At 77.3% G+C, this 20030-nt stretch carries 24 protein-coding genes; 16 read left to right on the forward strand and 8 right to left on the reverse strand.

What is annotated here, in order from left to right; translation table 11 throughout:
• Positions 1-33: 33 nt before the first annotated feature.
• Positions 34-1989 carry a glucuronyl esterase domain-containing protein gene (locus tag BUE37_RS09350; protein ID WP_073419944.1) on the reverse strand — a complete coding sequence of 652 codons (1956 nt, stop codon included), beginning with the start codon at positions 1987-1989 and terminating at the stop codon, positions 34-36.
• A gap of 112 nt (positions 1990-2101) precedes the next feature.
• On the opposite strand from BUE37_RS09350, the gene BUE37_RS09355 reads away from it, so the two are divergent.
• From BUE37_RS09355 to BUE37_RS09385, 7 genes are all read left to right on the forward strand, one after another.
• Positions 2102-2989: an ATP-grasp domain-containing protein gene (locus tag BUE37_RS09355; RefSeq protein ID WP_073419945.1), complete on the forward strand. Its 888-nt coding sequence runs from the start codon at positions 2102-2104 to the stop codon at positions 2987-2989.
• On the forward strand, positions 2986-4344 hold the full coding sequence (locus BUE37_RS09360; RefSeq protein WP_139252909.1) for a circularly permuted type 2 ATP-grasp protein: 1359 nt from the start codon (positions 2986-2988) through the stop codon (positions 4342-4344). The genes BUE37_RS09355 and BUE37_RS09360 overlap by 4 nt, the downstream gene beginning before the upstream one ends.
• 68 nt (positions 4345-4412) lie before the next feature.
• Positions 4413-4805, forward strand: a complete 393-nt coding sequence (locus BUE37_RS09365; RefSeq protein ID WP_083628514.1) for a DUF4326 domain-containing protein — start codon at positions 4413-4415, stop codon at positions 4803-4805.
• Between the two features lie 55 nt (positions 4806-4860).
• Positions 4861-5340: a MarR family winged helix-turn-helix transcriptional regulator gene (locus BUE37_RS09370; protein ID WP_073419948.1), complete on the forward strand. Its 480-nt coding sequence runs from the start codon at positions 4861-4863 to the stop codon at positions 5338-5340.
• Positions 5337-5783, forward strand: coding sequence for a DUF5313 family protein (locus BUE37_RS09375; RefSeq protein WP_073419949.1), 447 nt, complete (start codon positions 5337-5339; stop codon positions 5781-5783). The genes BUE37_RS09370 and BUE37_RS09375 overlap by 4 nt, the downstream gene beginning before the upstream one ends.
• A gap of 62 nt (positions 5784-5845) precedes the next feature.
• Positions 5846-6016, forward strand: coding sequence for a CsbD family protein (locus tag BUE37_RS09380; protein ID WP_073419950.1), 171 nt, complete (start codon positions 5846-5848; stop codon positions 6014-6016).
• A gap of 131 nt (positions 6017-6147) precedes the next feature.
• On the forward strand, positions 6148-6411 hold the full coding sequence (locus tag BUE37_RS09385) for a GlsB/YeaQ/YmgE family stress response membrane protein (protein ID WP_073419951.1): 264 nt from the start codon (positions 6148-6150) through the stop codon (positions 6409-6411).
• A gap of 64 nt (positions 6412-6475) precedes the next feature.
• Here the strand turns inward: BUE37_RS09385 and BUE37_RS09390 are convergent, their stop codons facing one another.
• Positions 6476-6832 (reverse strand): STAS domain-containing protein, encoded by a 357-nt coding sequence (locus BUE37_RS09390; RefSeq protein ID WP_073419952.1) that lies wholly within the window; start codon positions 6830-6832, stop codon positions 6476-6478.
• Between the two features lie 144 nt (positions 6833-6976).
• Here BUE37_RS09390 and BUE37_RS09395 point away from each other — a divergent pair, with 144 nt between their 5' ends.
• The 5 genes from BUE37_RS09395 (at position 6977) to BUE37_RS09415 (ending at position 10273) form a co-directional block, all read left to right on the forward strand.
• Positions 6977-7684 (forward strand): response regulator transcription factor, encoded by a 708-nt coding sequence (locus tag BUE37_RS09395; protein WP_073419953.1) that lies wholly within the window; start codon positions 6977-6979, stop codon positions 7682-7684.
• Positions 7681-9051 carry a sensor histidine kinase gene (locus BUE37_RS09400; RefSeq protein ID WP_073419954.1) on the forward strand — a complete coding sequence of 457 codons (1371 nt, stop codon included), beginning with the start codon at positions 7681-7683 and terminating at the stop codon, positions 9049-9051. The genes BUE37_RS09395 and BUE37_RS09400 overlap by 4 nt, the downstream gene beginning before the upstream one ends.
• The gene (locus BUE37_RS09405) at positions 9048-9650 is read left to right on the forward strand and encodes a GerMN domain-containing protein (RefSeq protein ID WP_175562829.1); all 603 of its coding nucleotides are present in this window, start codon (positions 9048-9050) and stop codon (positions 9648-9650) included. The genes BUE37_RS09400 and BUE37_RS09405 overlap by 4 nt, the downstream gene beginning before the upstream one ends.
• A gap of 79 nt (positions 9651-9729) precedes the next feature.
• A complete protein-coding gene (locus BUE37_RS09410; protein WP_139252910.1) occupies positions 9730-10005 on the forward strand; it encodes an STAS domain-containing protein in 276 nt (91 codons plus the stop codon).
• A 64-nt stretch (positions 10006-10069) separates the two neighbouring features.
• Complete coding sequence (locus BUE37_RS09415) at positions 10070-10273, forward strand: hypothetical protein (protein ID WP_139252911.1); 204 nt, start codon at positions 10070-10072, stop codon at positions 10271-10273.
• Positions 10274-10292: 19 nt separating this feature from the next.
• On the opposite strand, the gene BUE37_RS09420 is transcribed toward BUE37_RS09415, so the two are convergent.
• Positions 10293-10709, reverse strand: a complete 417-nt coding sequence (locus BUE37_RS09420) for a MarR family winged helix-turn-helix transcriptional regulator (RefSeq protein WP_073419958.1) — start codon at positions 10707-10709, stop codon at positions 10293-10295.
• 86 nt (positions 10710-10795) lie between these two features.
• Between BUE37_RS09420 and BUE37_RS09425 the strand changes: the two genes are divergently transcribed.
• Positions 10796-11638, forward strand: a complete 843-nt coding sequence (locus BUE37_RS09425) for an NmrA family NAD(P)-binding protein (RefSeq protein WP_073419959.1) — start codon at positions 10796-10798, stop codon at positions 11636-11638.
• A gap of 132 nt (positions 11639-11770) precedes the next feature.
• Here BUE37_RS09425 and BUE37_RS09430 read toward each other — a convergent pair whose 3' ends face one another.
• Together BUE37_RS09430 and BUE37_RS09435 are read right to left on the reverse strand one after the other, a co-directional pair.
• The gene (locus BUE37_RS09430) at positions 11771-11944 is read right to left on the reverse strand and encodes a DUF1059 domain-containing protein (RefSeq protein ID WP_083628515.1); all 174 of its coding nucleotides are present in this window, start codon (positions 11942-11944) and stop codon (positions 11771-11773) included.
• An 80-nt stretch (positions 11945-12024) separates the two neighbouring features.
• A complete protein-coding gene (locus tag BUE37_RS09435) occupies positions 12025-13173 on the reverse strand; it encodes an EAL domain-containing protein (protein WP_083628516.1) in 1149 nt (382 codons plus the stop codon).
• Between the two features lie 131 nt (positions 13174-13304).
• On the opposite strand from BUE37_RS09435, the gene BUE37_RS09440 reads away from it, so the two are divergent.
• A complete protein-coding gene (locus BUE37_RS09440; RefSeq protein WP_073419960.1) occupies positions 13305-13544 on the forward strand; it encodes a hypothetical protein in 240 nt (79 codons plus the stop codon).
• Positions 13545-13550: 6 nt separating this feature from the next.
• Here BUE37_RS09440 and BUE37_RS09445 read toward each other — a convergent pair whose 3' ends face one another.
• Complete coding sequence (locus tag BUE37_RS09445) at positions 13551-15884, reverse strand: glycoside hydrolase family 65 protein (RefSeq protein ID WP_073419961.1); 2334 nt, start codon at positions 15882-15884, stop codon at positions 13551-13553.
• A 201-nt stretch (positions 15885-16085) separates the two neighbouring features.
• Here BUE37_RS09445 and BUE37_RS09450 point away from each other — a divergent pair, with 201 nt between their 5' ends.
• The gene (locus BUE37_RS09450) at positions 16086-17060 is read left to right on the forward strand and encodes a zinc-binding dehydrogenase (RefSeq protein WP_073419962.1); all 975 of its coding nucleotides are present in this window, start codon (positions 16086-16088) and stop codon (positions 17058-17060) included.
• A 2-nt stretch (positions 17061-17062) separates the two neighbouring features.
• On the opposite strand, the gene BUE37_RS09455 is transcribed toward BUE37_RS09450, so the two are convergent.
• Positions 17063-18028: an SDR family NAD(P)-dependent oxidoreductase gene (locus BUE37_RS09455; RefSeq protein ID WP_073419963.1), complete on the reverse strand. Its 966-nt coding sequence runs from the start codon at positions 18026-18028 to the stop codon at positions 17063-17065.
• A gap of 44 nt (positions 18029-18072) precedes the next feature.
• Here BUE37_RS09455 and BUE37_RS09460 point away from each other — a divergent pair, with 44 nt between their 5' ends.
• Positions 18073-18645, forward strand: coding sequence for a TetR family transcriptional regulator (locus BUE37_RS09460; RefSeq protein ID WP_073419964.1), 573 nt, complete (start codon positions 18073-18075; stop codon positions 18643-18645).
• A gap of 32 nt (positions 18646-18677) precedes the next feature.
• Here BUE37_RS09460 and BUE37_RS09465 read toward each other — a convergent pair whose 3' ends face one another.
• Positions 18678-19967: an acyl-CoA dehydrogenase family protein gene (locus BUE37_RS09465; RefSeq protein ID WP_073419965.1), complete on the reverse strand. Its 1290-nt coding sequence runs from the start codon at positions 19965-19967 to the stop codon at positions 18678-18680.
• Positions 19968-20030 lie beyond the last annotated feature (63 nt).

Genomic DNA, 20030 nt, shown 5'->3' on the forward strand with positions numbered 1-20030 from the left:
TCGCGGGATGTCGGGTGCCGCGATCCTGCACCGTCACACCCGGGCGCGCTGCGGTCCCTGCGCGTCGAGCCAGCCGACCACCGCGGTGCGGGTGGCGGCCGACAGCCGGTGCCAGTCGGCCAGCGGCACCCGCGGCACGCCGGCCGCGCGGCAGGCGGCGGCCACCGCGCCGGGCGGGGCCTCCGGGTCCCAGGCGGGGTCGAGCACCACCGCGGGGCGGCCGGCCGTCGTCGCGAGCAGGTCGGCCAGCGTGTACCCGGGCCGGGCGCGCAGCAGCGGCTCGCCGCAGCTGGGCGCGACCAGGACCGTGCCCGCCGTCGTCACCTCGCCCAGCGCGGACAGGTGCAGCGCCACCAGGGCCCCTGTGCCGTAGGCGGCCACCCACGGCCGGTCGTGCCCGGTGGCGGCCGCGGCCACGGCGGCCACCGCGGCCGCGTCGGCGGTCATCCGGGCCAGCGGCGAGGAGCCCGGCGCGGGCCGCTCGGCGTGCCGGGCGCCGCTGCCCACCGGGTCGTGGCAGGCCACCACCCAGCCGGCCTCGGCGAGCTGGGCGGGCAGCGGCTCGGCCTGCTCGTAGCCGGCCCGCCAGCCGGTCGCCGCGCACGGCGGGCCGAGCCAGAGCACCAGCCCGCGGCCGCCGCCCCCGCCGGGCGGGGTCAGCAGGGTGACCGCGACGCCGTCCGGGGTGCGCAGCTCCCCTGCGCCCGGAGCGCCCGCCGTCGTCCCGGGCGGACCGAGGGCGGCGCGGACGGCGGTACGCAACTCCTCCCCGCGCACCGGGCGCGGCCCCGGGCGCACCCGGTCGGCGGGCCACGGCACCGGCGACGACGCCACCGGCGGGCGCGCGGCGCGCCGGGGCGGGCCGCCGAGCACGGACTGCGCCCAGTCCAGCTGGGCGGCGACGGCGGACTCGTCGGCGTGGTGCCCGCCGGGGCGCAGCGCCAGCTCCAGCCCGCCCGGCCGGCCGAGGAGGGCCCACGCGTCGCGCGCGGCGTCGACGGCGGCGCGGGCGGCCGGCACGCGCTCGACCGGGTCCTCGACGGCGACCGACACCAGCACGGGCCGCGGCGCGGCCAGCGCGAGCAGCTCGTGGGCGTCGGTGGGCAGCCGGTGCTCGCGGCCGGCGAACCAGCGCAGCCGCGGGTGGTACCAGTCCGGGTAGTGCCGGGTGAGCAGCTCCACGCCCTCGCCGAAGTGCCGGTCGGTGCACAGCCGCGCGGGGATCGCCCCGAGCACCCCGCTGGAGCTGGAGACGACGCCGGCGAACCGGTCGTCGAAGGCAGCGGCCAGCAGCGCCGTCTTGCCGTTGCGGCTGTGCCCGCCGACGAGCACCCGCCGCGCGTCCACCCCGGGCTGGTCCTGCAGCGCGTCGAGCACCCGCGACAGCGCCCACGCCCGCCACGCCAGGCGGCCGGCGACGACGGAGGGGTGCGCCCGCTCGACGTCGGCGGTGTCGTCGTCGCCGTCGGCGGCCGCGACCAGGCACGCGCCCCAGCCGCGGGCCAGCGCCGCCTCCGCCCACGGGCCGTGGCTGGACTGCAGCAGGTAGACCGGGACGTCGCGGCGCACGCCGGCCGCGGGCACCGGCAGCAGCAGGCGCGCCCGCACCGACCAGCCGTCGCCGACTCCGATCTCGCGCGCCTCCACGCCGCCGTCGGTGCGCACCGAGGCGACCCGGGCGGACGTGCGGCGCGGCGCAGGCGGCAGGTCGCCGGTCAGCCACCGCCGCCAGCGGGCGCGCAGCACGGCGCGGCGGGCCGGCCACGCCGCGGCCCCGGCGCGCCCGCCCGGGAGGCCCTCGGCCGGCGACCACAGGCCGGTGCGCGCGGGGAGGCGGGCGAAGTCGGGCGCCGGCTCGCCGCCGGCGGCCCGCCACGCCTCGAACGGCCCGCTGGGCGGCAGCGCGCCGGCGAGCTCCGCGGTGTAGCGACGGCGGCGGGCCGCGGCCGTGCGCGCGTCCCGGGACCGGCCCGGCATCACCTGCGTCATGCGCCCGCACCGTAGGACCGCGGGGCACGCGCGCGGGTGTCCGCGGTGTTGCGTCTGTGCTGCATCGGGCGCACGGGGTTCGAGCGGCCCGGCGCGGGGGCATCAGGGCCGCGTGCGCGTGCTGCTGGTGATCACCGACGAGGACTGGTACGAGGACGCCGGCTACGCCGCGGCGTGGGTGCGGGCGCTGGAGGAGGAGGGCGCGGAGGTCGAGCGGCTGGCCCGGGTGCCCGACGACTGGCCGGTCTCCGGCCCGCCGGCCGGGCGCTACGACCTGGCGGTCGCGCACGTGCTGGTCGAGGAGGTCGTGGCCTACGCGCCGACCTTCGCCCTGGCCACGCTGCTCGAGGCCGCGGGCGTGCCGCTGCTCAACCCGGTCACCTCGATCGTCGCGTCGGCCGACAAGCTCGTGACGCACGCCGTCTGGGCCGCCGCCGGGGTGCCGCAGCCGGCCGCCTGGGACCTGGCCCGGCTGCGCGAGTGGCCGATGCCCGGCCGGCAGATGGTGCTCAAGCCCTCGCTCGGCGACGGCGCCCGCTACATCGAGCTGGTGGGCGACCTCGACGCCGCCCGCCGGGTCGAGGAGGGCTGGCGCGCCGACGAGGCGGCCGGCGGGCACCGGCGCGGCACCTCGCTGCTGCAGGAGTGGATCGCCGAGCCCGCGTGCGCGCGGGTGTTCGCCACGCCCACCGGCACCTCGCTGGTCTACGAGAAGTCGCGGGAGGAGGGTGCCCTGGTCACCCACGGCACCGTCTACCCGACGGTCTACGAGGCGCCGCCGGAGATGGCGCGCCTCGCCCAGCGGATGGTCGCCGCGCTGGGCGGGGGCCTCATGGGCGTCGACGTGCTGGTCGAGCCCGGCGGCCGCCTCGTGGCGCTGGAGGCCAACGCGCCGTTCGGCTTCGACGTCACCGATCCGGAGCAGGGGCGGTGGGTGGCCCGCGCGGCGCTCGCCGTCGCCGAGCGGGCGGCCGCGGCGCGCCGGACGGCCGCCGCGTGAGCGGCGGGACCAGCCTGGACGAGGCGCTGCTGCCCGACGGCTCCGACCGGGCGCACGCGGCCGCGGCGCTGGCCGCCGTCCGCCGGTACGGCCCGGCCGCGCTGGCCGCCGACGTCGCCCGGGCGGTCGCCGCGCTGGGCATGGAGCACGGCCCGGAGGGCGAGGCGCACCTGTTCGCCGTCGACCCGGTGCCGCGGGTGCTCGAGCGCTCGGAGTGGGCGGAGCTGGCCGCGGGGCTCGACCAGCGGCTGCGGGCGCTGGAGGCGTTCGTCGCCGACGCGCACGGCCCCCGCGAGGCCGTGCGCGCCGGCGTGCTGCCGGCCGAGGTGGTCGACACCAACCGGTACCTGGTGCCCGGCCTGGCGACGCCGCGGCGCTGGATCGGCATGGCCGGCCCCGACCTCGTCCGCGGCGCCGACGGGCGGCTCGTCGTCCTCGAGGACAACGTGCGCACGCCCTCGCTGCTGGCCTTTGCCCTGGCCGCGCGGGACCTGGTGGCCCCGCGGCTGGGCGTGGAACCGGGCCCCGCCCCGGTGCGCGAGGCCGCGGAGGCCGCGATGCGGCGGATGCTCGCCGACGCCACCGGCCTGCCCGACCCGGTCCTGGCCGTGCTGGGCGACGGGCCGCGCAGCTCGGTGCCGTGGGAGATCGACCGGTTCGGCGAGATGGTCGGCGCGCCGGTGGTGCTGCCCTCGCAGCTGACCGCCCGCGGCGACGACCTGCTCCTGCCCGACGGGCGCCGGGTGGACCTGCTGTGGCGGCGCACCAGCGAGGAGCGGCTGACCGGCGACGACGGCCGGGCGAACGAGCTCGGCGAGCTGCTGCTGGACCCGCTGCGCGCCGGCACGGTGACCGTCGTCAACGCCTTCGGCACCGGCGTCGCCGACGACAAGCGCACCTTCCCCTACGTCGAGGACCTCGTCCGCTTCTTCACCGGCGAGGAGCCGCTGCTGCGCTCGCAGCCGGCCTACGACCTCGGCGACCCGGCGCGGTGCCGGGAGGCGCTGCGCCGGCTGCCCGAGCTGGTGCTCAAGCCGCGGTCGGGCTCGGGCGGCTGGGGCGTGCTCATCGGCCCGCGGGCCACCCGGGAGCAGCTCGAGCGCGTGCGCGCCGAGGTGCTGGCCGCGCCCGGGGAGTGGATCGCCCAGGAGCCGGTGGCGCTGTCCACCCACCCGACCGTCGTCGACGGCGCCCTCGCGCCCCGGCACGTGGACTACCGGCCCTACGCCTTCTGCACCGACGGCGGGACGGTCGTGCTGCCCGGCGGCTTCACCCGGGTGTCGCTCACCGAGGGCGAGCTGGTGGTCAACGCCTCCCAGGGCGGGGGCGGCAAGGACACGTGGGTGGTCGGCTGACGGCACCGGTCACCCGGACGGGGGACACCGCACCGGGACCTGTCAGACCTCCTGACCAGCATGGAGGCATGACCGCACCGCGTCGTGTGCAGCTGTCCCGGGCGCGCGGCTGGCGCAAGCCGGCCGGCACCGTGGTCGTCGCGCGCCCCTCCCGCTGGGGCAACCCGTTCCGCGTCGGCGAGACCTACCTGTTCCCCGCCGGCGACCCCTCCGACCCGGCGGCCTGGCCGGTGCCCACGCACCGCGAGCCGGGCCTCTCCGACGACGGCGCCCGCGTCGTCCGCTGCCCCGACCGGGCCACCGCCGTCGAGTGGTACCGCCGCTGGGCCGGCGAGGCGCACCGCGAGCAGGCCCGCCGGCTGCTCCGTGGCCGCTCCCTCGCCTGCTGGTGCCCGGTCGACGAGCCGTGCCACGCCGACGTGCTCCTCGAGATGGCGAACCCGGTCCGTCTCCGGACGTGACCGACGACTCGTTGGTGCACCAACCATTGGGGCACCAAGCGTCTACCGTGGAGGCATGACAGCCGCCGGGTCCCCCGCGCTCCCCGAGGACGTGCTGGCCCTCGACCGCCAGGTCTGCTTCGCCCTGTCGGTGGCCGCGCGCAACGTCGTCGCCGTCTACCGCCCCGTGCTGGAGCCGATGGGGCTCACCCACCCCCAGTACCTCGTGATGCTGGCGCTGTGGCAGCACGGGTCCCTGTCGGCGACCCGGCTGTCCGGGCTGCTCCAGCTCGACCCGGGCACGCTCTCGCCGCTGCTCAAGCGGCTCGAGGCCGCCGGCCTGCTGCGCCGCGAGCGGGACCCGGGCGACCAGCGCACCCTCGCCCTCACCCTGACCGACCGCGGCCGGGAGCTGCGCGAGCAGGCGGAGCGGATCCCCGGGGGGATCGTCGAGCGCCTCGGGATGCCGCTGGAGGAGCTCACCGAACTGCACGGCGCGCTCACCCGCGTCATCGCCGCGTCGCAGCAGGCCCTCGGGACGGCGGCCGCGTCATGACCGCGCCCCACACCTCCGGCGAGCCGGTCGTCCGGCCCGCCCCGCACCGCTGGCTCTGGTACGCCCTCGGCGGCGGGCTCCCCGCGCGCTCCCGCGGCTGGGTGCTGCACGACACCACCACCGGCACCTGGTGGGCGCGCCACGTCGTGCGCAGCCTCGTGCAGATGGCGGTGCCGATCGCCCTGGTGATGGTGGTGCTCCCGGCCCCGTGGGGGCTGCGCGTCGCCGTCGCCGGCGGCGGCGTCGCCCTCGGCCTCGTCTACTCCCTCGCCTACATGGTCGAGGCCACCGAGAACCGCGTGGTCAAGGCCGGCTACCCCGTCGGCACCGCGGGCGCCATCCGCGAGGCCCGGTGGGAGGAGCGCGAGGAGCGCGACCGCCGGCGGCGCCGCGAGGCCGCGGCGAAGCGGGCCGCCCGCTACCGCGACCGCGCCGGCCGCTGAGCCGCACATGACGGTCCCGTGACGGCACGGGTGCCGCCGCCCGCTCCGGGTACCCCCGGTGCATGAGTAACGACGACAAGATCAGCAACAAGGTGGACGAGCTGGCCGGCCGCGGCAAGGAGACCGTCGGCAACGCGACGGGCGACCGCGACCTGCAGGCCGAGGGCCAGGGCCAGCAGGCGAAGGGGAACCTCAAGCAGGCCGGCGAGAAGATCAAGGACGCCTTCAAGTAGGCCCGACACGCCCCTGCGCGACGGGCGCCGGCTCCCCTCGGGGACCGGCGCCCGTCGCGTGTCCGGGGGCCACATGACGGTCCCGTGACGGGCCGTTTCCCGCCCCGGGCCAGCAGGTACCCGCCCCGGCCATGATCGGTTTCCTCGTCGCCGGCCTCGTCATCGGCGCCCTCGCCCGCCTCGTCACGCCCGGCCGCCAGCGGCTCGGCATCCTCGCCACCCTGCTGCTCGGCCTCGCCGGCTCCGTCATCGGCGGCACGATCGCCAACCTGCTGGGCACCGGCGACGTCTTCGAGCTCAACGTCCTCGGCTTCGTCGTCGCCGTGATCGCCGCGGTGCTGCTGATCGGCGTCGCCGAGGGCATCGCCGGCTCCCGCCACCGTTCGGTGCGCTGACCCCCTCCCCTTCCCTCCCCTCCGCGGCCGGGCCCCTCGGGGCCCGGCCGCCGTCGTGTCCGGGTCAGGACGCCGGCGCGCCCCGCCCGCGCACGCCGCCCCGCCGGCCCCGCCCGCCCTGCACCTGCAGCACCCGCCACAGGCCGGTCCGGCGCAGCATGTCCGAGGTCCGCCCGTCGGCGCCCCGCAGCACGACCCCGCCGCCCCGGGCGCGGCAGATCCGGTGCGCCCACAGGAACGTGGCGAGGGCCGGGCTGGCGAGGGAGTCGACCCGGGCGAGGTCGACGACGATCCGCCGGGCGCCGCGCAGCAGCGCATCGTGCAGCAACCAGCGGGCGTCGGCCAGGCCGTCGGCGAGCACCTCCGGGTCGAGCACGACGACGACCTCGTCGTCCTCCCCCGCGGGCACTCCGCTGGTCATGGGCTCCCCCGTCCGGCGCGGTCGGCGTGCACCCGCCACCCTGCCCACGGCGCGTTGCGGTCCGCGGTGCGGGAGCTTTGCGGTCCCGTGACGATCCGCGGGCACCGCCGGCCGGCGGGCGCCTGGGTGGCAGCATGGACGGGCGTGTCGCCGCGCCTGCTCCTCGTCGAGGACGACGACCCCATCCGCACCGCCCTCCGGTGGGCCCTGGAGGACGAGGGCTACACCGTGGACGAGGCCGTCGACGGCGACCGGGCCTGCGCGCTCGTCGACCGCGACCCGCCCGACGTGATGGTCCTGGACCTGATGCTCGGCCGCACCGACGGCTACACCGTCGTCCGCCACGTCCGGCGGGCCCACGACCTGCCGATCATCGTGGTGAGCGCGCGGGCCGACACCCACGACATCGTCGCGGCGCTCGAGGCCGGCGCCGACGACTACGTGACCAAGCCGTTCGCGGTCAAGGAGATCACCGCGCGGCTGCGGGCGCTGCGCCGCCGCGCGGGCGGCACCCCCGCCGACGCCGCCCGGCCGCGCGAGGTGGTCCTGGACCGGCACCCGGACGAGCCGCTGGTCCTGCGGCCGGCCGCCGGCACGGTGTCGCGCGGCGAGCGCCCGCTCCCGCTGACCGTCACGGAGTTCCGGCTGCTGTGCGAGCTCGCCTCCGTGCCCGGGCGGGTGCTCAGCCGGGCCGAGCTGCTCGAGCGGGTGTGGCAGCACGGCTTCTTCGGCGACGAGCGGCTCGTCGACGTCCACATCCGCCGGCTGCGCACGAAGGTCGAGCTCGACCCCGGCGCCCCGCGCGTCGTCGTGACCGTCCGGGGCCTGGGGTACCGGCTGGACCCCCGGTGAGGGCAGGGCCGCGGCCCACCGGCCTGCGGGCCCGCGTCGCCGCCGCCTTCGGCCTGGGCGCGCTGCTGGTGTCCGCGGTCCTCGCCGGGTCGACGTTCCTGCTCGCCCGCGGGTACCTCCTCGACCAGCGCGAGAGCGCCGCCACGGCCGCCGCGTTCGTCGACGCCGACTTCCTGCGCAGCCGGCTGGCCACCGCGGGCACCGGCGTCGACGACGTCCTCGCCGAGCTGTCCACCGAGGGCGGCGACGTCGTCGTGCGCCGCGGCGACTCCTGGTACTCGACGAGCCTGGAGGTGGGCGCGCGCGACGTGCCGGCCGGCCTGCGCGCGATCGTGGAGTCCGGCTCGGCGGGCCGGGAGCGGGTCGACTCGCCGGCCGGGCCGCGGCTGGTGGTGGGCGTCCCCGTCGCCGGGGCGGGCCTGGACGTCTACGAGGTCGCCCCGCTCGGCGAGCTGCGGTCGGTGCTCACCACGCTCAGCTGGGTGCTCGGCGCGGCCGCCCTCGCGGCGAGCGCCGCCGGCGCCGGGGTGGGCCTGTGGGCCAGCCGGCGCGTGGTGCAGCCGCTCGACCAGGTGGCCGGCGCGGCCACCCGCATCGCCGCCGGTGAGCTCACCACCCGCCTGCCGGCCACCGACGACCCCGATCTCGTGGCCATCGTCGGCAGCTTCAACACCATGGTCGACGCGCTCGCGGCCCGCATCGACCGCGACGCCCGGTTCGTCGGCGACGTGAGCCACGAGCTGCGCAGCCCGCTGACCAGCCTGACCACCGCCGTCGAGGTGATGGGCGCCCGGCGCGGCGAGCTCGACGACCGCTCGCGGCAGGCGCTGACGCTCGTCGAGCAGCAGCTGGCCCGCTTCCGGGCCACCCTCGACGACCTGCTGCAGCTCGCCCGGCTCGACAACGACCCCGGCGCCCGCGGCGACGAGCCGGTCGCGGTCGGCGGCCTGGTCCGCGAGGTGCTGGCCGCGAGCGGGCGCCCGGCGGGCCTGCTGGAGACCGACCCGGAGGAGGACACCGTGGTGCGCGGCGACAAGGCGTGGCTGGAGCGGGCGGTGCGCAACCTGCTGGACAACGCCGACCGGCACGCGGGCGGCGCCCGAGCCGTGCGGGTGGCGCGCCGCGGCGCCAGCGTCGTCCTCACCGTCGACGATGCGGGGCCCGGCATCCCGCCGGAGGACCGTGAGCGGGTGTTCGAGCGCTTCGCCCGCGGCCCGCGCGCGGCCCGCGGGTCGCTGCCCGGGGCGGGGCTGGGCCTGGCGATCGTGGCCGACGTCGCCGCCCGGCACGGTGGCGGCGCGTGGGCGTCCGCCAGCCCCGCCGGCGGCGCCCGCCTCAGCCTGTCGCTGCCCGCGGGGCCCGCGTGAGGCGCGCCGCCCGCGGGTCCGCGGGACTCGCCGTCGCCGTCGTCCTGCTCACCGGCTGCGGCCTGCCCGGCGGGGCGGCCGAGGCCATCCCCGACGCCGAGGTGCCCTACGGGCTGCTGTCGGCGTCGGGCACGCCGCCGGCGGCGGAGACCACACCCACCGGGGACGACGGGGCGCGGATCCACCTCCTCGGGCCCGGCGACCTGCTGACGCCGCGCGAGCGGCCGGTCTCCGGCGCCGACCTGCCCGCCCGCCTCGACGACCTGCTCGGCCGGCTCGCGGCCGGGCCCGACGCCGGCGAGCGGGCCGCGGCCCTCACCACCGTGCTGCCGCCGGGCACCCGGCTCACGGTGACGGCGGTCGAGGACGGCACGGCCACCGTCGACCTGACCGGCCCCGGCGAGGTGCCCGACGGCGAGGAGAGCCGGCTGGCCGTCGCGCAGATCGTGCTGACGGCCACCACCCTGTCCGGTGTCGAGGCCGTCCGGCTCACCCGCGACGGTGAGCCTCTGGAGGCGCCGCTGCCCACCGGGGAGCTGACCGACCGGCCGCTCACCGCGGAGGACTACGGCCCGCTGCTCGCCGCTCCCCCGCGGTGAGCCCGCCGGCGGATGACGACCCCGTGACGTTCTCCGCTCGCGGGCCCGGCCGGCGGCGCGACGCTGTCAGGGTGGGAGCATGAGCCGAGCAACCACGACCGAGGTCGTCAACGTCCGTCGGGGCGCCGTCCGCGTGACCGGCGACCTGACCGCGCAGGGTGCCGACCTGCTGCGCGGCACGGTGGAGACGCTGGTCCGCGGCGGTCACCGGCGGGTGCTCGTGGACCTGCGGGACGTGCGCTCGACCGACGCCGAGGGCCTGCTCGTCCTGCGCGACGTGGAGGAGTCCCTCGCCGCCGACGGCGCCGCGCTCGTCGTCCGGCCACCGGCGGAGGACCGTCCCTCCGTCGGGTGACGGCGACCGGCCGCGCGGCCGGGGCGCGGCGGTCCTGTCGGTGTGCGGCCCCACCATCGCGACCATGAGCCGCCGCGCCCCCCGCTGCCCCGCCTGCCCGGACTCCCCGCGGGGCGTCCCGCTCGTGATCGGTCTGCCCTCGCCGGAGGACTTCGCCGCGGCCGACCGCGGGGAGGTGGTCCTCGGCGGCTGCGTGCGCATGCCGGGCCCCGAGGCCGAGTGGGCCTGCCCCGCCTGCGGCCGCGAGCTGTTCCCCGCCCCGGCCTGAGCACATGGCGGCGCCGCCGTCAGGACGGCGGGGCGAGCAGCTTGCCCAGCAGGCCCGACAGCCGCAGCCGCTCCGCCTCGGTGAGCCGGCCGAGCCGCTCGTCGGCGAAGTCGAAGGCCCGCCGGACGGCGCGGCGCACCCGGCGGCCGGCCGGGGTGATCGTGACCCGCTTGACCCGCCGGTCGTCGGCGTCGGCCCGGCGCGCCACCAGCCCGCCGGCCTCCAGCCGCGCGACCAGCTGGGTGACGTTCGAGGCGTCGCACAGCAGCAGCTCCGCGAGCTCACCCATCGACCGGCCGCCGTCGGTCAGCGCGTCGAGCAGGCAGGCCTGGGCGGCGCTGAGCCCCGCCGTACGGGCCGCCCGGTCCCAGGCGGCGTCGTGGGCGTAGACCAGGTCCCACAGTTGCCGGTCGAGCGGGACGGGGCTGTCGGGCACCCCACGAGACTACTTGAGGCGATCAAGTGTCCGTGCTTCGATGGCGGCACGGGTACTTGATGCACTCAAGCTAATGGGGAGACGACGTGACGCGTGTGCTGGTGACCGGGGTCCGCGGCAAGACCGGCGTGCCGCTGGCGGGGCTGCTCGCCGCCCGGGGCGTGGAGGTGCTCGGCGGCAGCAGCGACCCGTCGACGGTGACCCTCGACGGCGTGCGGCCCACCGCCTTCTCGTGGGACGACCCGTCGGGCTGGCCGGCCGCGACGGCCGGCGTCGACGCGGTCTACGTCGTCCGGCCCGACCGCGCCGACGCCCCGGGCCTGCTCACGGACCTGATGGCGACCCTGGCGGACGGCACCCACGTCGTGCTGCTGTCGGAGCAGGCGGCCGACCAGGTGGGCCCCGACGGGTGGTCGCCCGCCGGGGAGCGGGCGGTCCGCGAGAGCGGGCACAGCTGGACCATGCTGCGGCCGAGCTGGTTCATGCAGGTCCTCACCGACCGGCGCTTCTACCGCGACGCGGTCGCCGGCGGCGACCTCCCCTTCCCCAGCGCCGGCGCGCGGGTCGCGTGGATCGACGCCCGCGACATCGCCGCGGTGGCGGCGGCCGCCCTGCTGGACCCGGGCCACGACGGCGCGGTGCACGAGATCACCGGCCCGGACGCGCTCACGCTGCCGCGCACGGCGGAACTGCTCACCCGCGCCACCGGGCACCCGGTCGTCCACAGCGACGTCCCGGCCGAGGAGGCCCTCGCCGGCCTCGAGGGCTTCGAGCGGGAGCTCACCGAACTGACCTTCGACCGCGTGCGGGCCGGGGTCTTCGCCGCCGTCACCGACACGGTGGAGCGGGTGACCGGCCGGCCGGCGCGGTCGCTGGAGGAGTTCCTAGCCGACGCCGCACCGGAGCTGCGGCCGGCCGCTCAGCGCTGACCGGCGACGATCTCCTCGAGCACCGCGCGCACGGGCGTGGCCGGCCGGCCGGCGACCGAGCGGGCGCTCCTCGCGGAGTGTCCCGCCCGCTCGATCGCGGCGCTGTGAGCCGGGCCCAGGAGGACGGACCCGTCAGGCCGGGACGATGTGCGCGCGGACCTGCTCGACCAGCGCGGGCGGCACGTCCGTCAGCCCGTGGTCAGCGGCGGCGTGGCCGGCGACCTGGGCGAGGATGCCGGACTCGTCGGCGGCGGTGAACGAGCGGCCGCAGCCGGGGACGACGTCGCCGCAGGCGAAGCTCTTCATGGGTGGACCTCCGGATCGGGTGGTGCTCGGGTGGTGCACGACCCGCCGCGGACAGTCCGCGTCGGGGGGTTCTCGGTGCGTCAGGCGCGCGGCTGCGTCTCGGCCAGCCGGGACAGCAGGGACTCGACGCGCACCAGGCCGGTGACGGCGCCGACGTCGTCGACGACGACGACGGGGTCGAACCGGCTGGCCTCGGGCCGGGTGACGACGCGCTGCGCCACCTCGGCGACCGCGGTCGAGGCCGGCACGCGCAGGCTGACCGGCGCCTCGCGGTGACCGGCGGGGTCGCCGTCGCGGCGGTGGGCGAGCAGCAGGCCGGTGGGGTGGCCGAACCGGTCGACCCGCACGGCGCTGCCGGCCCCGAGCGGCGTCGCGCCCTCGGCGACCCGCTCGGCCGGCTCGACCAGGCTGGCGACGTGCTCGACGAGGCGCCCGCGCAGCGCCGACCGGCGCAGCCGCTCCCCGATCTCCGGGTCGAGGACGGCCCACGGCTCGGCCGGGCGGCCGAGGAGGTAGCCCTGGGCCAGCGGGACACCGAGCCGGGCGAAGGCCTCCATCTCGGCCCACGTCTCGACGCCCTCGGCCAGCAGCCAGGCATCGATCCTGCCGCCGAACTCCCCCAGCAGCTGGGCGAGCGCGAGCTTGACGTCGTCGGTGTCGGCGCCGGCCACCAGCGCGCGGTCGAGCTTGATCAGCTGCGGCCGGACGGCGGTCAGCTGCTGCAGGCCGGAGTAGCCCGAGCCCGCGTCGTCGAGGGCGACGAGCGCGCCCCGGTCGCGCAGCCGGTCGCGCAGGTCGAGCAGCGGACGCAGGTCGGCGACGTCCTGGTGCTCGGTGAACTCGAGCACCAGCGGCGTGAGGTCCCCGGCGCCCAGCAGCAGGTCGGCGAGCGCCGGGTCGGTCAACAGGTGCGGGCTGACGTTGACGGTCAGGAAGCAGTTGGGGGGCAGCTCGTGACGCAGCCGCAGGCAGCGCTCCACCACCATGGCCTCGGCGCGGGCGCCGATGCCCGCGGCATCGGCCGCGGCGAACCAGCGGTCGGGGGTCGCGGCGCTCGGCGACCCGTCGGCGGCGGTGAACCGCGCGAGCGCCTCGTAGCCGGCGACCACGCCGCGGGCGACGTCGACGATCGGCTGGAACACCAGGCGCAGGGTGTCGGGACGGTCCCGCAGGCGGGCCAGCTCCTCGGTCCAGCCGAAGGAGGCCGGGAGCGGCGTCGTCGCGGTCACCCTCCCCCATCGGCGCGTCCCGCGGTCCGGGACAGCGCGGCACGGCGCGGCCTCACCCGGACGGGGCGGCCGGGACCGTGGCGCTCGCCACGCCGGGCATCCGCGGCGGGCGGCCGGAGCGAAGTCCCGTCGTGAGCGTCCCCCCGGCCCGGCAGCGCTGGCTCCTGCAGCCCCTGGTCGACGCCGGCCTGACCGACGACGAGATCGCCGACCTCGTCGTCGGGCTGGCCTTCGACGGCGTCGTCGCCGGCCGGGCGCCGGCGCCGGGCCGGCTCGACGCCATGGTCGGGCAGCGCCCCGCCGCCGTGCGGGCCGCCTGGTTCGAGGTGCTCGACCGGATGACGGCCGCCGGCGCGGACGCTCCCGGCTGACGCGGCTCAGACCCGGGGCTCCCGGTGGGCCGGCTGCCGCGGCTCGGCGAGCAGCGGGTCCGGGGCGCGCAGCGGGGCGGTCGCCGGGGCCTGCGCCGTCACCTCCAGCGGGCGGCCGTCGACGACGACGGTCACCGGCCCCTCGCCGCGCACGAGCGTCACCGTGGTGCCCTCCCGCGTGGTCTCCACCCGCAGCTGCCGGCCGCGCCAGGTCACCGACCACGCGGTGCGCGACAGCGACGACGGCAGCAGCGGCGCCAGCTCGAGCTCCGCGCCGTCCTCCCGCAGGCCGCCGAGCCCGGCGGTGAGGGCGAGCCAGGTGCCGGCGACCGAGGCCATGTGCAGGCCCTTGGCGGTGTCGCCCTGCACGTTCCGCAGGTCGACCAGCGCCGACTCGCGCAGGTAGCGCAGCGCCAGGTCGGGGTGCTGCGCCGCGGCGCAGCCGACGGCCTGCACGGCGGCGGACAGCGAGGAGTCCCGCACGGTGCGCGCCTCGTAGTAGTCGACGTCGCGGGCCACCTGCTCGGCGGTGAAGTCCTCGCGGCACCACCACAGCGCCTGGACGAGGTCGGCCTGCTTGACCACCTGCCGCCGGTAGAAGGTCGCGTAGTGCGCGTACTCCTGCACCGGGGTGTCCTCGGGCACGTCCTCGAACGGCCACTCCCGGTAGGCGGTGAAGTTCTGGTTGCTCGGGTGCACGCGCAGCCCCTCGTCCCACGGGACGTGCACCGCCGCGGCCGCCGCGCGCCACGCGGCGGTCTCGGCGTGGTTGACGCCGAGCTCGGCGGCCCGGGTCTCCAGCCGGGCGCACTCCTCGGCCGCGCGGAGCAGGTTGCGCTTGGCCATGAGGTTGGTGAAGACGTTGTCGTCGACGACGCCGGTGTACTCGTCCGGGCCGGTCAGGCCGAACAGGTGCCAGCCCCCGGCGGCGTCCTCGTGGCCGAGGGACATCCACAGCCGCGCCGTCTCCACCAGCACCGCCAGCCCGCCGAGGCCGTCGTGGTCGCGGCCGGTGACGTTGCGGAACAGCCAGAAGGCGCGGGAGACGTCGGCGTTGACGTGCATCGCGGCGGTGCTCGCGGGCCAGTACGCCGACGTCTCGCGCCCGTCGATGGTGCGCCAGGGGAACGACGCGCCCGCGAGCCCCAGCACCTGTGCCCGCTCCCGGGCGAGGTCGAGGGTGCTCGCGCGCCAGCGCAGCAGCCGCTCGGCCGACGCCGGCCGCAGCAGCGTGAGCGCCGGCAGCACGAAGCCCTCGACGTCCCAGAAGGTGTGCCCGCTGTAGCCGATGCCGGTCAGGCCCTTGGCGCCGATCGGCGCCCCGGAGATGCACGCGGCCGAGCAGGTGAGCTGGAAGACGGCGTAGCGCAGCGCCTGCTGCAGCTCCGGGTCGCCGTCGACCTCGACGTCGGCGCTGTCCCACAGGTCGTCGAGCGCGGCGCGCTGCGCGGCGAGCAGCCCCTCCCAGCCGAGGTCGAGGGCCGAGTCGACGGCCGCCTCGGCCTGCCCGACCAGGGAGTCGGCCGAGGCGTCCAGCGACCAGGTGTGGGCGATCGCCTTGACGACCGTCACGCACTCCCCCGCCCCGAGGTCGGCGGTCACCGTGGTGACCGCCTGCCGCCGGTCGGTCCCGCCGTCGACGCGGCCGCCCTCCACCACGTGGCCCACCGCGGCCGCGACGGTGATGCCCGAGCGCCGCGTGCGCGCGGCGAGCGCGCCGCCGCGGCCGGTGGTGTCGCGCATGAGCGGCTCGAAGGCGTCGCGCAGCACCTCCCCGACCCGCGGGTCGTCGTTGTCCACGCCGGTGGGCGTCACCTCGCCGTCGACCAGCTCGGAGCGCACGACGACGTGCGCGGGCCCGTCGACGGCGCGCACCTCGTAGCGCACCGCGCAGACGGCCCGCTCGGCGAGGGACACCAGCCGGCGCGAGGTGACCTCCACCGTCGTGCCCGACGCCGTCGCCCAGCGGACCCGGCGGTCGAGGGTGCCCGCGCGCAGGTCCAGCGTGCGCTCGTGCACCTCCGGCCGGGCCTCCCGGACGTCGAGGGGCACGCCGTCGACGAGCAACCGCAGCGGCGTGCCGTCGGCGACCGGGATGAGCGCCTGACCCTCCTCCGGGTGCCCGTAGCCGCCCTCGGGATAGGACAGCGGGTGGGTCTCGAAGACGCCGGACAGGTAGGTGCCTCGGCTGCCGTGCGGCTCGACCTCGTCGAGGGTGCCGCGGGTGCCGACGTAGCCGTTGGTGAGGGTGAAGAGGGTCTCGGTGACGTCGAGCGTCTCGGGGTCCACGCGCGGTTCGCGGACCAGCCACGGGTCGACGTCCAGCTCGGGGGCGCTCATCGGGGCCTCGCGGGTGTCGGAGGGGTGGGCGGGAGGGGCGCCCCGCCCCCCGTCCTACCGGTCGGCGACCGGCGGCGCGATCCGGGGCCGCCGGGGTGGCCGCCGGGGCCGGCCCCGGGGTGGCCGCCGGGGCCGGCCCCGGACATCCTGCAGACCGGTGGACGGCGGCCCGCTCCCGCCGGCCAGGACGGAGGAGGACCCATGTGGGCGCAGACGCTGCGCGGCCCGTTCCGCTTCGAGCAGGTGGAGGTGGCCGCGCCCGACCCGGCGGCGCTGCCGCCCGGGCACGTGCTGCTGGCCCCGCGGGCCGGGGCGATCTGCGGCAGCGACCTGCCCAACTTCCGCGGCGGCGTGTGGCCGCACCCGGCGGCCGAGGACGGCTGGGGCGCCACCCGCGCGCCGGGCTTCCCGATGCACGAGGTCGCCGGTGAGGTGGTGGCCAGCCGGCACCCCGACCACTCCCCCGGCGACCTCGTCGTCGGCTGGGCGTCGATGTTCGACGCGATCGCCGAGCTGGTGGTCACCGACGGCGAGGGGCTGGCTCCGTACGACCCCTCGCTCGCGCCGTCGACCGCCGTGCTGCTGCAGCCCCTGGCCTGCGTGCTCTACGCCGTCGAGCAACTCGGCGACGTCACGGGGCAGTCGGTCGCCGTCATCGGCCAGGGCCCGATCGGGCTGCTGTTCAGCTCGGTGCTGAAGGCCCGCGGCGCCGCGCGGGTGACCGGCGTCGACCCGGTCGACCGCGGCGACGTCGCGGGCGTCTTCGGCGTGGACGAGACCGTCACCGCGCGCGCCGAGCGGTGGGCGGCCCGGCTGTCGGACGCCGACCGCCCGTCGGTCGTCGTGGAGGCCGTGGGCCACCAGGTCTCCACCCTGCAGCCGGCGCTGGACGCCGCCGCGCCCGGCGCGCAGGTCTTCTACTTCGGCGTCCCGGACGACCCGGTCTACCCGTTCGACATGATGACCTTCCTCCGGAAGAACCTGACCCTGCGCTCGGGCGTGGCCCTCGAGCGGCGCCGGGTGCTCGCCGCCGCCGGCGAGTTCCTCGCCGCGCACCCCGAGCTGCGCGAGGGGTACGTCACGCACGTGCACCCGGTCGCCGACGTCGAGGCCGCCTTCACCGCCGCGATCAGCCCCCGGCCCGGGCAGCTGAAGATCGCGGTGGACATGACCTGAGGTCAGGCGGCCGCCCGCGCGGTGTCGACCAGCTCCTGGCTGACGTCCCACAGGCGGCGGGCGGCGACCGGGTCGAGCGCGTGCGGCACGACGCCGTGCAGTCCCTGCAGGCGGTCGACCACCTCGGCCTCGCGGCAGTCCTCGAAGTAGCGCCCGCCGATGCCGGCGACCTCCGGGGCGGTGGCGAGGAACACCGACGTCGCCGCGCCCTGCTCCGGAGTCTTCATGGCGAACAGGCCCGCGCCCTCGGCCCGGCGCGCCTGCTCCTCGGCGGCCGCGCGCTGCTCGGGGCTCCAGTGCCGCTGCAGCGGCGTCCAGATGCCGCCGGGCATGAGCGCGTTGGCGGTGACGCCGTCGGCCGCCCAGCGCCGCGTCGCCTCCACGGCGAACAGGACGTTGGCGGTCTTCGACTGCCCGTAGGCCAGGCCCGGGTCGTAGGGGCGGCGCTCGAAGAACAGGTCGTCGAAGACCACCGGCGAGGCGGCGTGCCCGCTGGAGGAGACGACGACGACCCGCGCGTCGCCGGCCGCCGCCAGGGCGCCGTGCAGGCCGGTGGCCAGCGCGAAGTGGCCGAGGTGGTTGGTGCCGAACTGGGTCTCGAAGCCCTGGCGGGTGCGGCCGAACGGGGTGTCCATGACGCCGGCGTTGGCGACCAGGACGTGCAGCGGCCCGGACCACGCGGCGGTGAACGCGTCGACCGAGGCGAGGTCGGCGAGGTCGAGCCGGGCGACGGTCACGTCGTCGCGGCCGCTGGTGCGGGCGATGTCGCTGGCGGTGCGCTCGCCGGCGGCGACGTCGCGGACGGCGAGGACGACCTCCGCCCCCGCGGTGGCCAGGGCCCGCGCGGTCTCGACGCCGATCCCGGAGGAGGCGCCGGTGACCACGGCGCGGCGGCCGGTCAGGTCGATGCCCTCGACGACCTCGAGGGCGGTGCTGGTGCTGCCGAAACGGCTCTCGATGCGTGCCATGCCCCGAGACTAACCAACTGGTTGGTTACCCGTAGGGTGGAGCCGTGGTCAGGGACGGGGAGCGCAGCCGGGAGCGGGTGCTGGCGGCCGCGACGGCGGAGTTCGCCGAGTACGGCATCGCCGGCGCGCGGGTGGACCGGATCGCCGCCTCGGCCGGGGTGAACAAGGCGCAGATGTACGCCTGGTACGGCAGCAAGGACGGGCTCTTCGACGCCGTCTTCGACGCGCAGCTGCACCGCATCGTCGACACGGTGCCCCTCGACGTCGACGACCTGCCCGGGTACGCCGTCCGCCTCTACGACTCCTACCTCGCCTCCCCCGAGCTGATCCGGCTGACCAGCTGGAACCGGCTGGAGCGGGTGCCGGCCGGCGACCTGCTGGCCGGGCACGCGGAGCTGGCGCGGCCGAAGCACGAGGCGATCGCCCGCGCCCAGGCCGAGGGGCGGATCGTCGGCGGCATCCGCCCGGACGAGGTCTACTCGATCGTCATCGCGCTGGCGGGCACGTGGTCGCCGGTCAGCGGCACCTACACGGCGTCGGCCGCCGAGGACGAGGCCGAGCACGAGCGCCGGCGGGCGGCGCTGCGCCTGGTCGTCCGGCGGGCCCTGGTCCCCTAGGGGCCGCGGCCCGCCGGACGGCGATGGGCCGGCTACGGGCGCTGGAACACCTGGACGTCGTCGCGCTGGTCGGTGACCGTCCACGGCTTGGCGGTGCCGCTGCCCGACATCCGGAAGTCCGGGTCGTGCTTCATGATCTCGCGCCGGGCGATCGTCATCTTGTGCACCTCGTCGGGGCCGTCGGCGATGCGCAGCGTCCGCTGGTGGGCGTACATCTCGGCCAGCGGCGTGTACTGGGTGACCCCGGCCGCGCCGTGCACCTGGATGGCCCGGTCGATCACCTTGAGCACGATGTTGGGCACGGCCACCTTGATGCCGGAGATCTCGGTGGCGGCGGCCTTGTTGCCCACCGTGTCCATCAGGTGCGCGGTGTGCAGGACGTAGCGGCGGGCCATGTCGATCTCGATGCGCGACTCGGCGATCCAGTCCTGCACCAGGCCCTTGTGCGCCACCGACGAGCCGAACGTCTCCCGCTGCAGGGCCCGCGTCACCATCAGCGACAGCGCCCGCTCGGCCGCGCCGATCGAGCGCATGCAGTGGTGGATGCGGCCGGGACCCAGCCGCGCCTGGGAGATGGCGAAGCCGCTGCCCTCCTGCCCGAGCAGGTTGTCCGCCGGCACCCGCACGTCCTCGAAGACGACCTCGGGGTGCCCGCCGCGGTCGTGGTAGCCGAACACCATGGGGCTGCGGCCGAAGGAGACGCCGGGGGTGTCCTTGGGGACGACGATCATCGACTGCTGGGTGTGGCGCGGCGCCGTCGGGTCGGTCTTGCCCATGACGACGAACACCCGGCAGCGCTCGCCCAGCGCGCCGGAGCTGAACCACTTGCGGCCGTTGAGCACGTAGTCGTCGCCGTCGCGCGCGATCCGCAGGCCGATGTTGGTGGCGTCGGAGGACGCGGAGTCCGGCTCGGTCATGCAGAACGCGGAGCGGATCTCGCCCTCCAGCAGCGGCAGCAGCCAGCGCTGCTTGACCTCCGGCGAGCCGTAGAGGTTGAGCACCTCCATGTTGCCGGTGTCGGGCGCGTTGCAGTTGAGCGCCTCGGAGGCGAAGGGCACCTTGCCCAGCTCCTCGGAGATCGGCGCGTAGTCGAGGTTGGTCAGCTTCGTGCCGGGGTGGTCGGGCTCGAGGTGCGGGAGGAAGAGGTTCCACAGCCCCCGCTCGCGCGCGGCCGCCTTCAGCTTGTCCATCACCGGCGGGTAGCCGGTCGGGCCGACCTCCTCGAGCTGCTCGGCGTAGAGCTGCTCGTTCGGGTACACGTGGTCGTCCATGAACCGGCGGACCTCCGCGAGGGCCGCCGTCCCCTGCTCGCTGAACTGCACGATCTGCTCTCCCCGGCTCCTGGGCCCCCTCCGGGCCGCCCCGGCCGACCATAGTGACGCCGG

The organism is Geodermatophilus nigrescens (genome assembly GCF_900129495.1).
GTDB classification, from domain to species: domain Bacteria; phylum Actinomycetota; class Actinomycetes; order Mycobacteriales; family Geodermatophilaceae; genus Geodermatophilus; species Geodermatophilus nigrescens.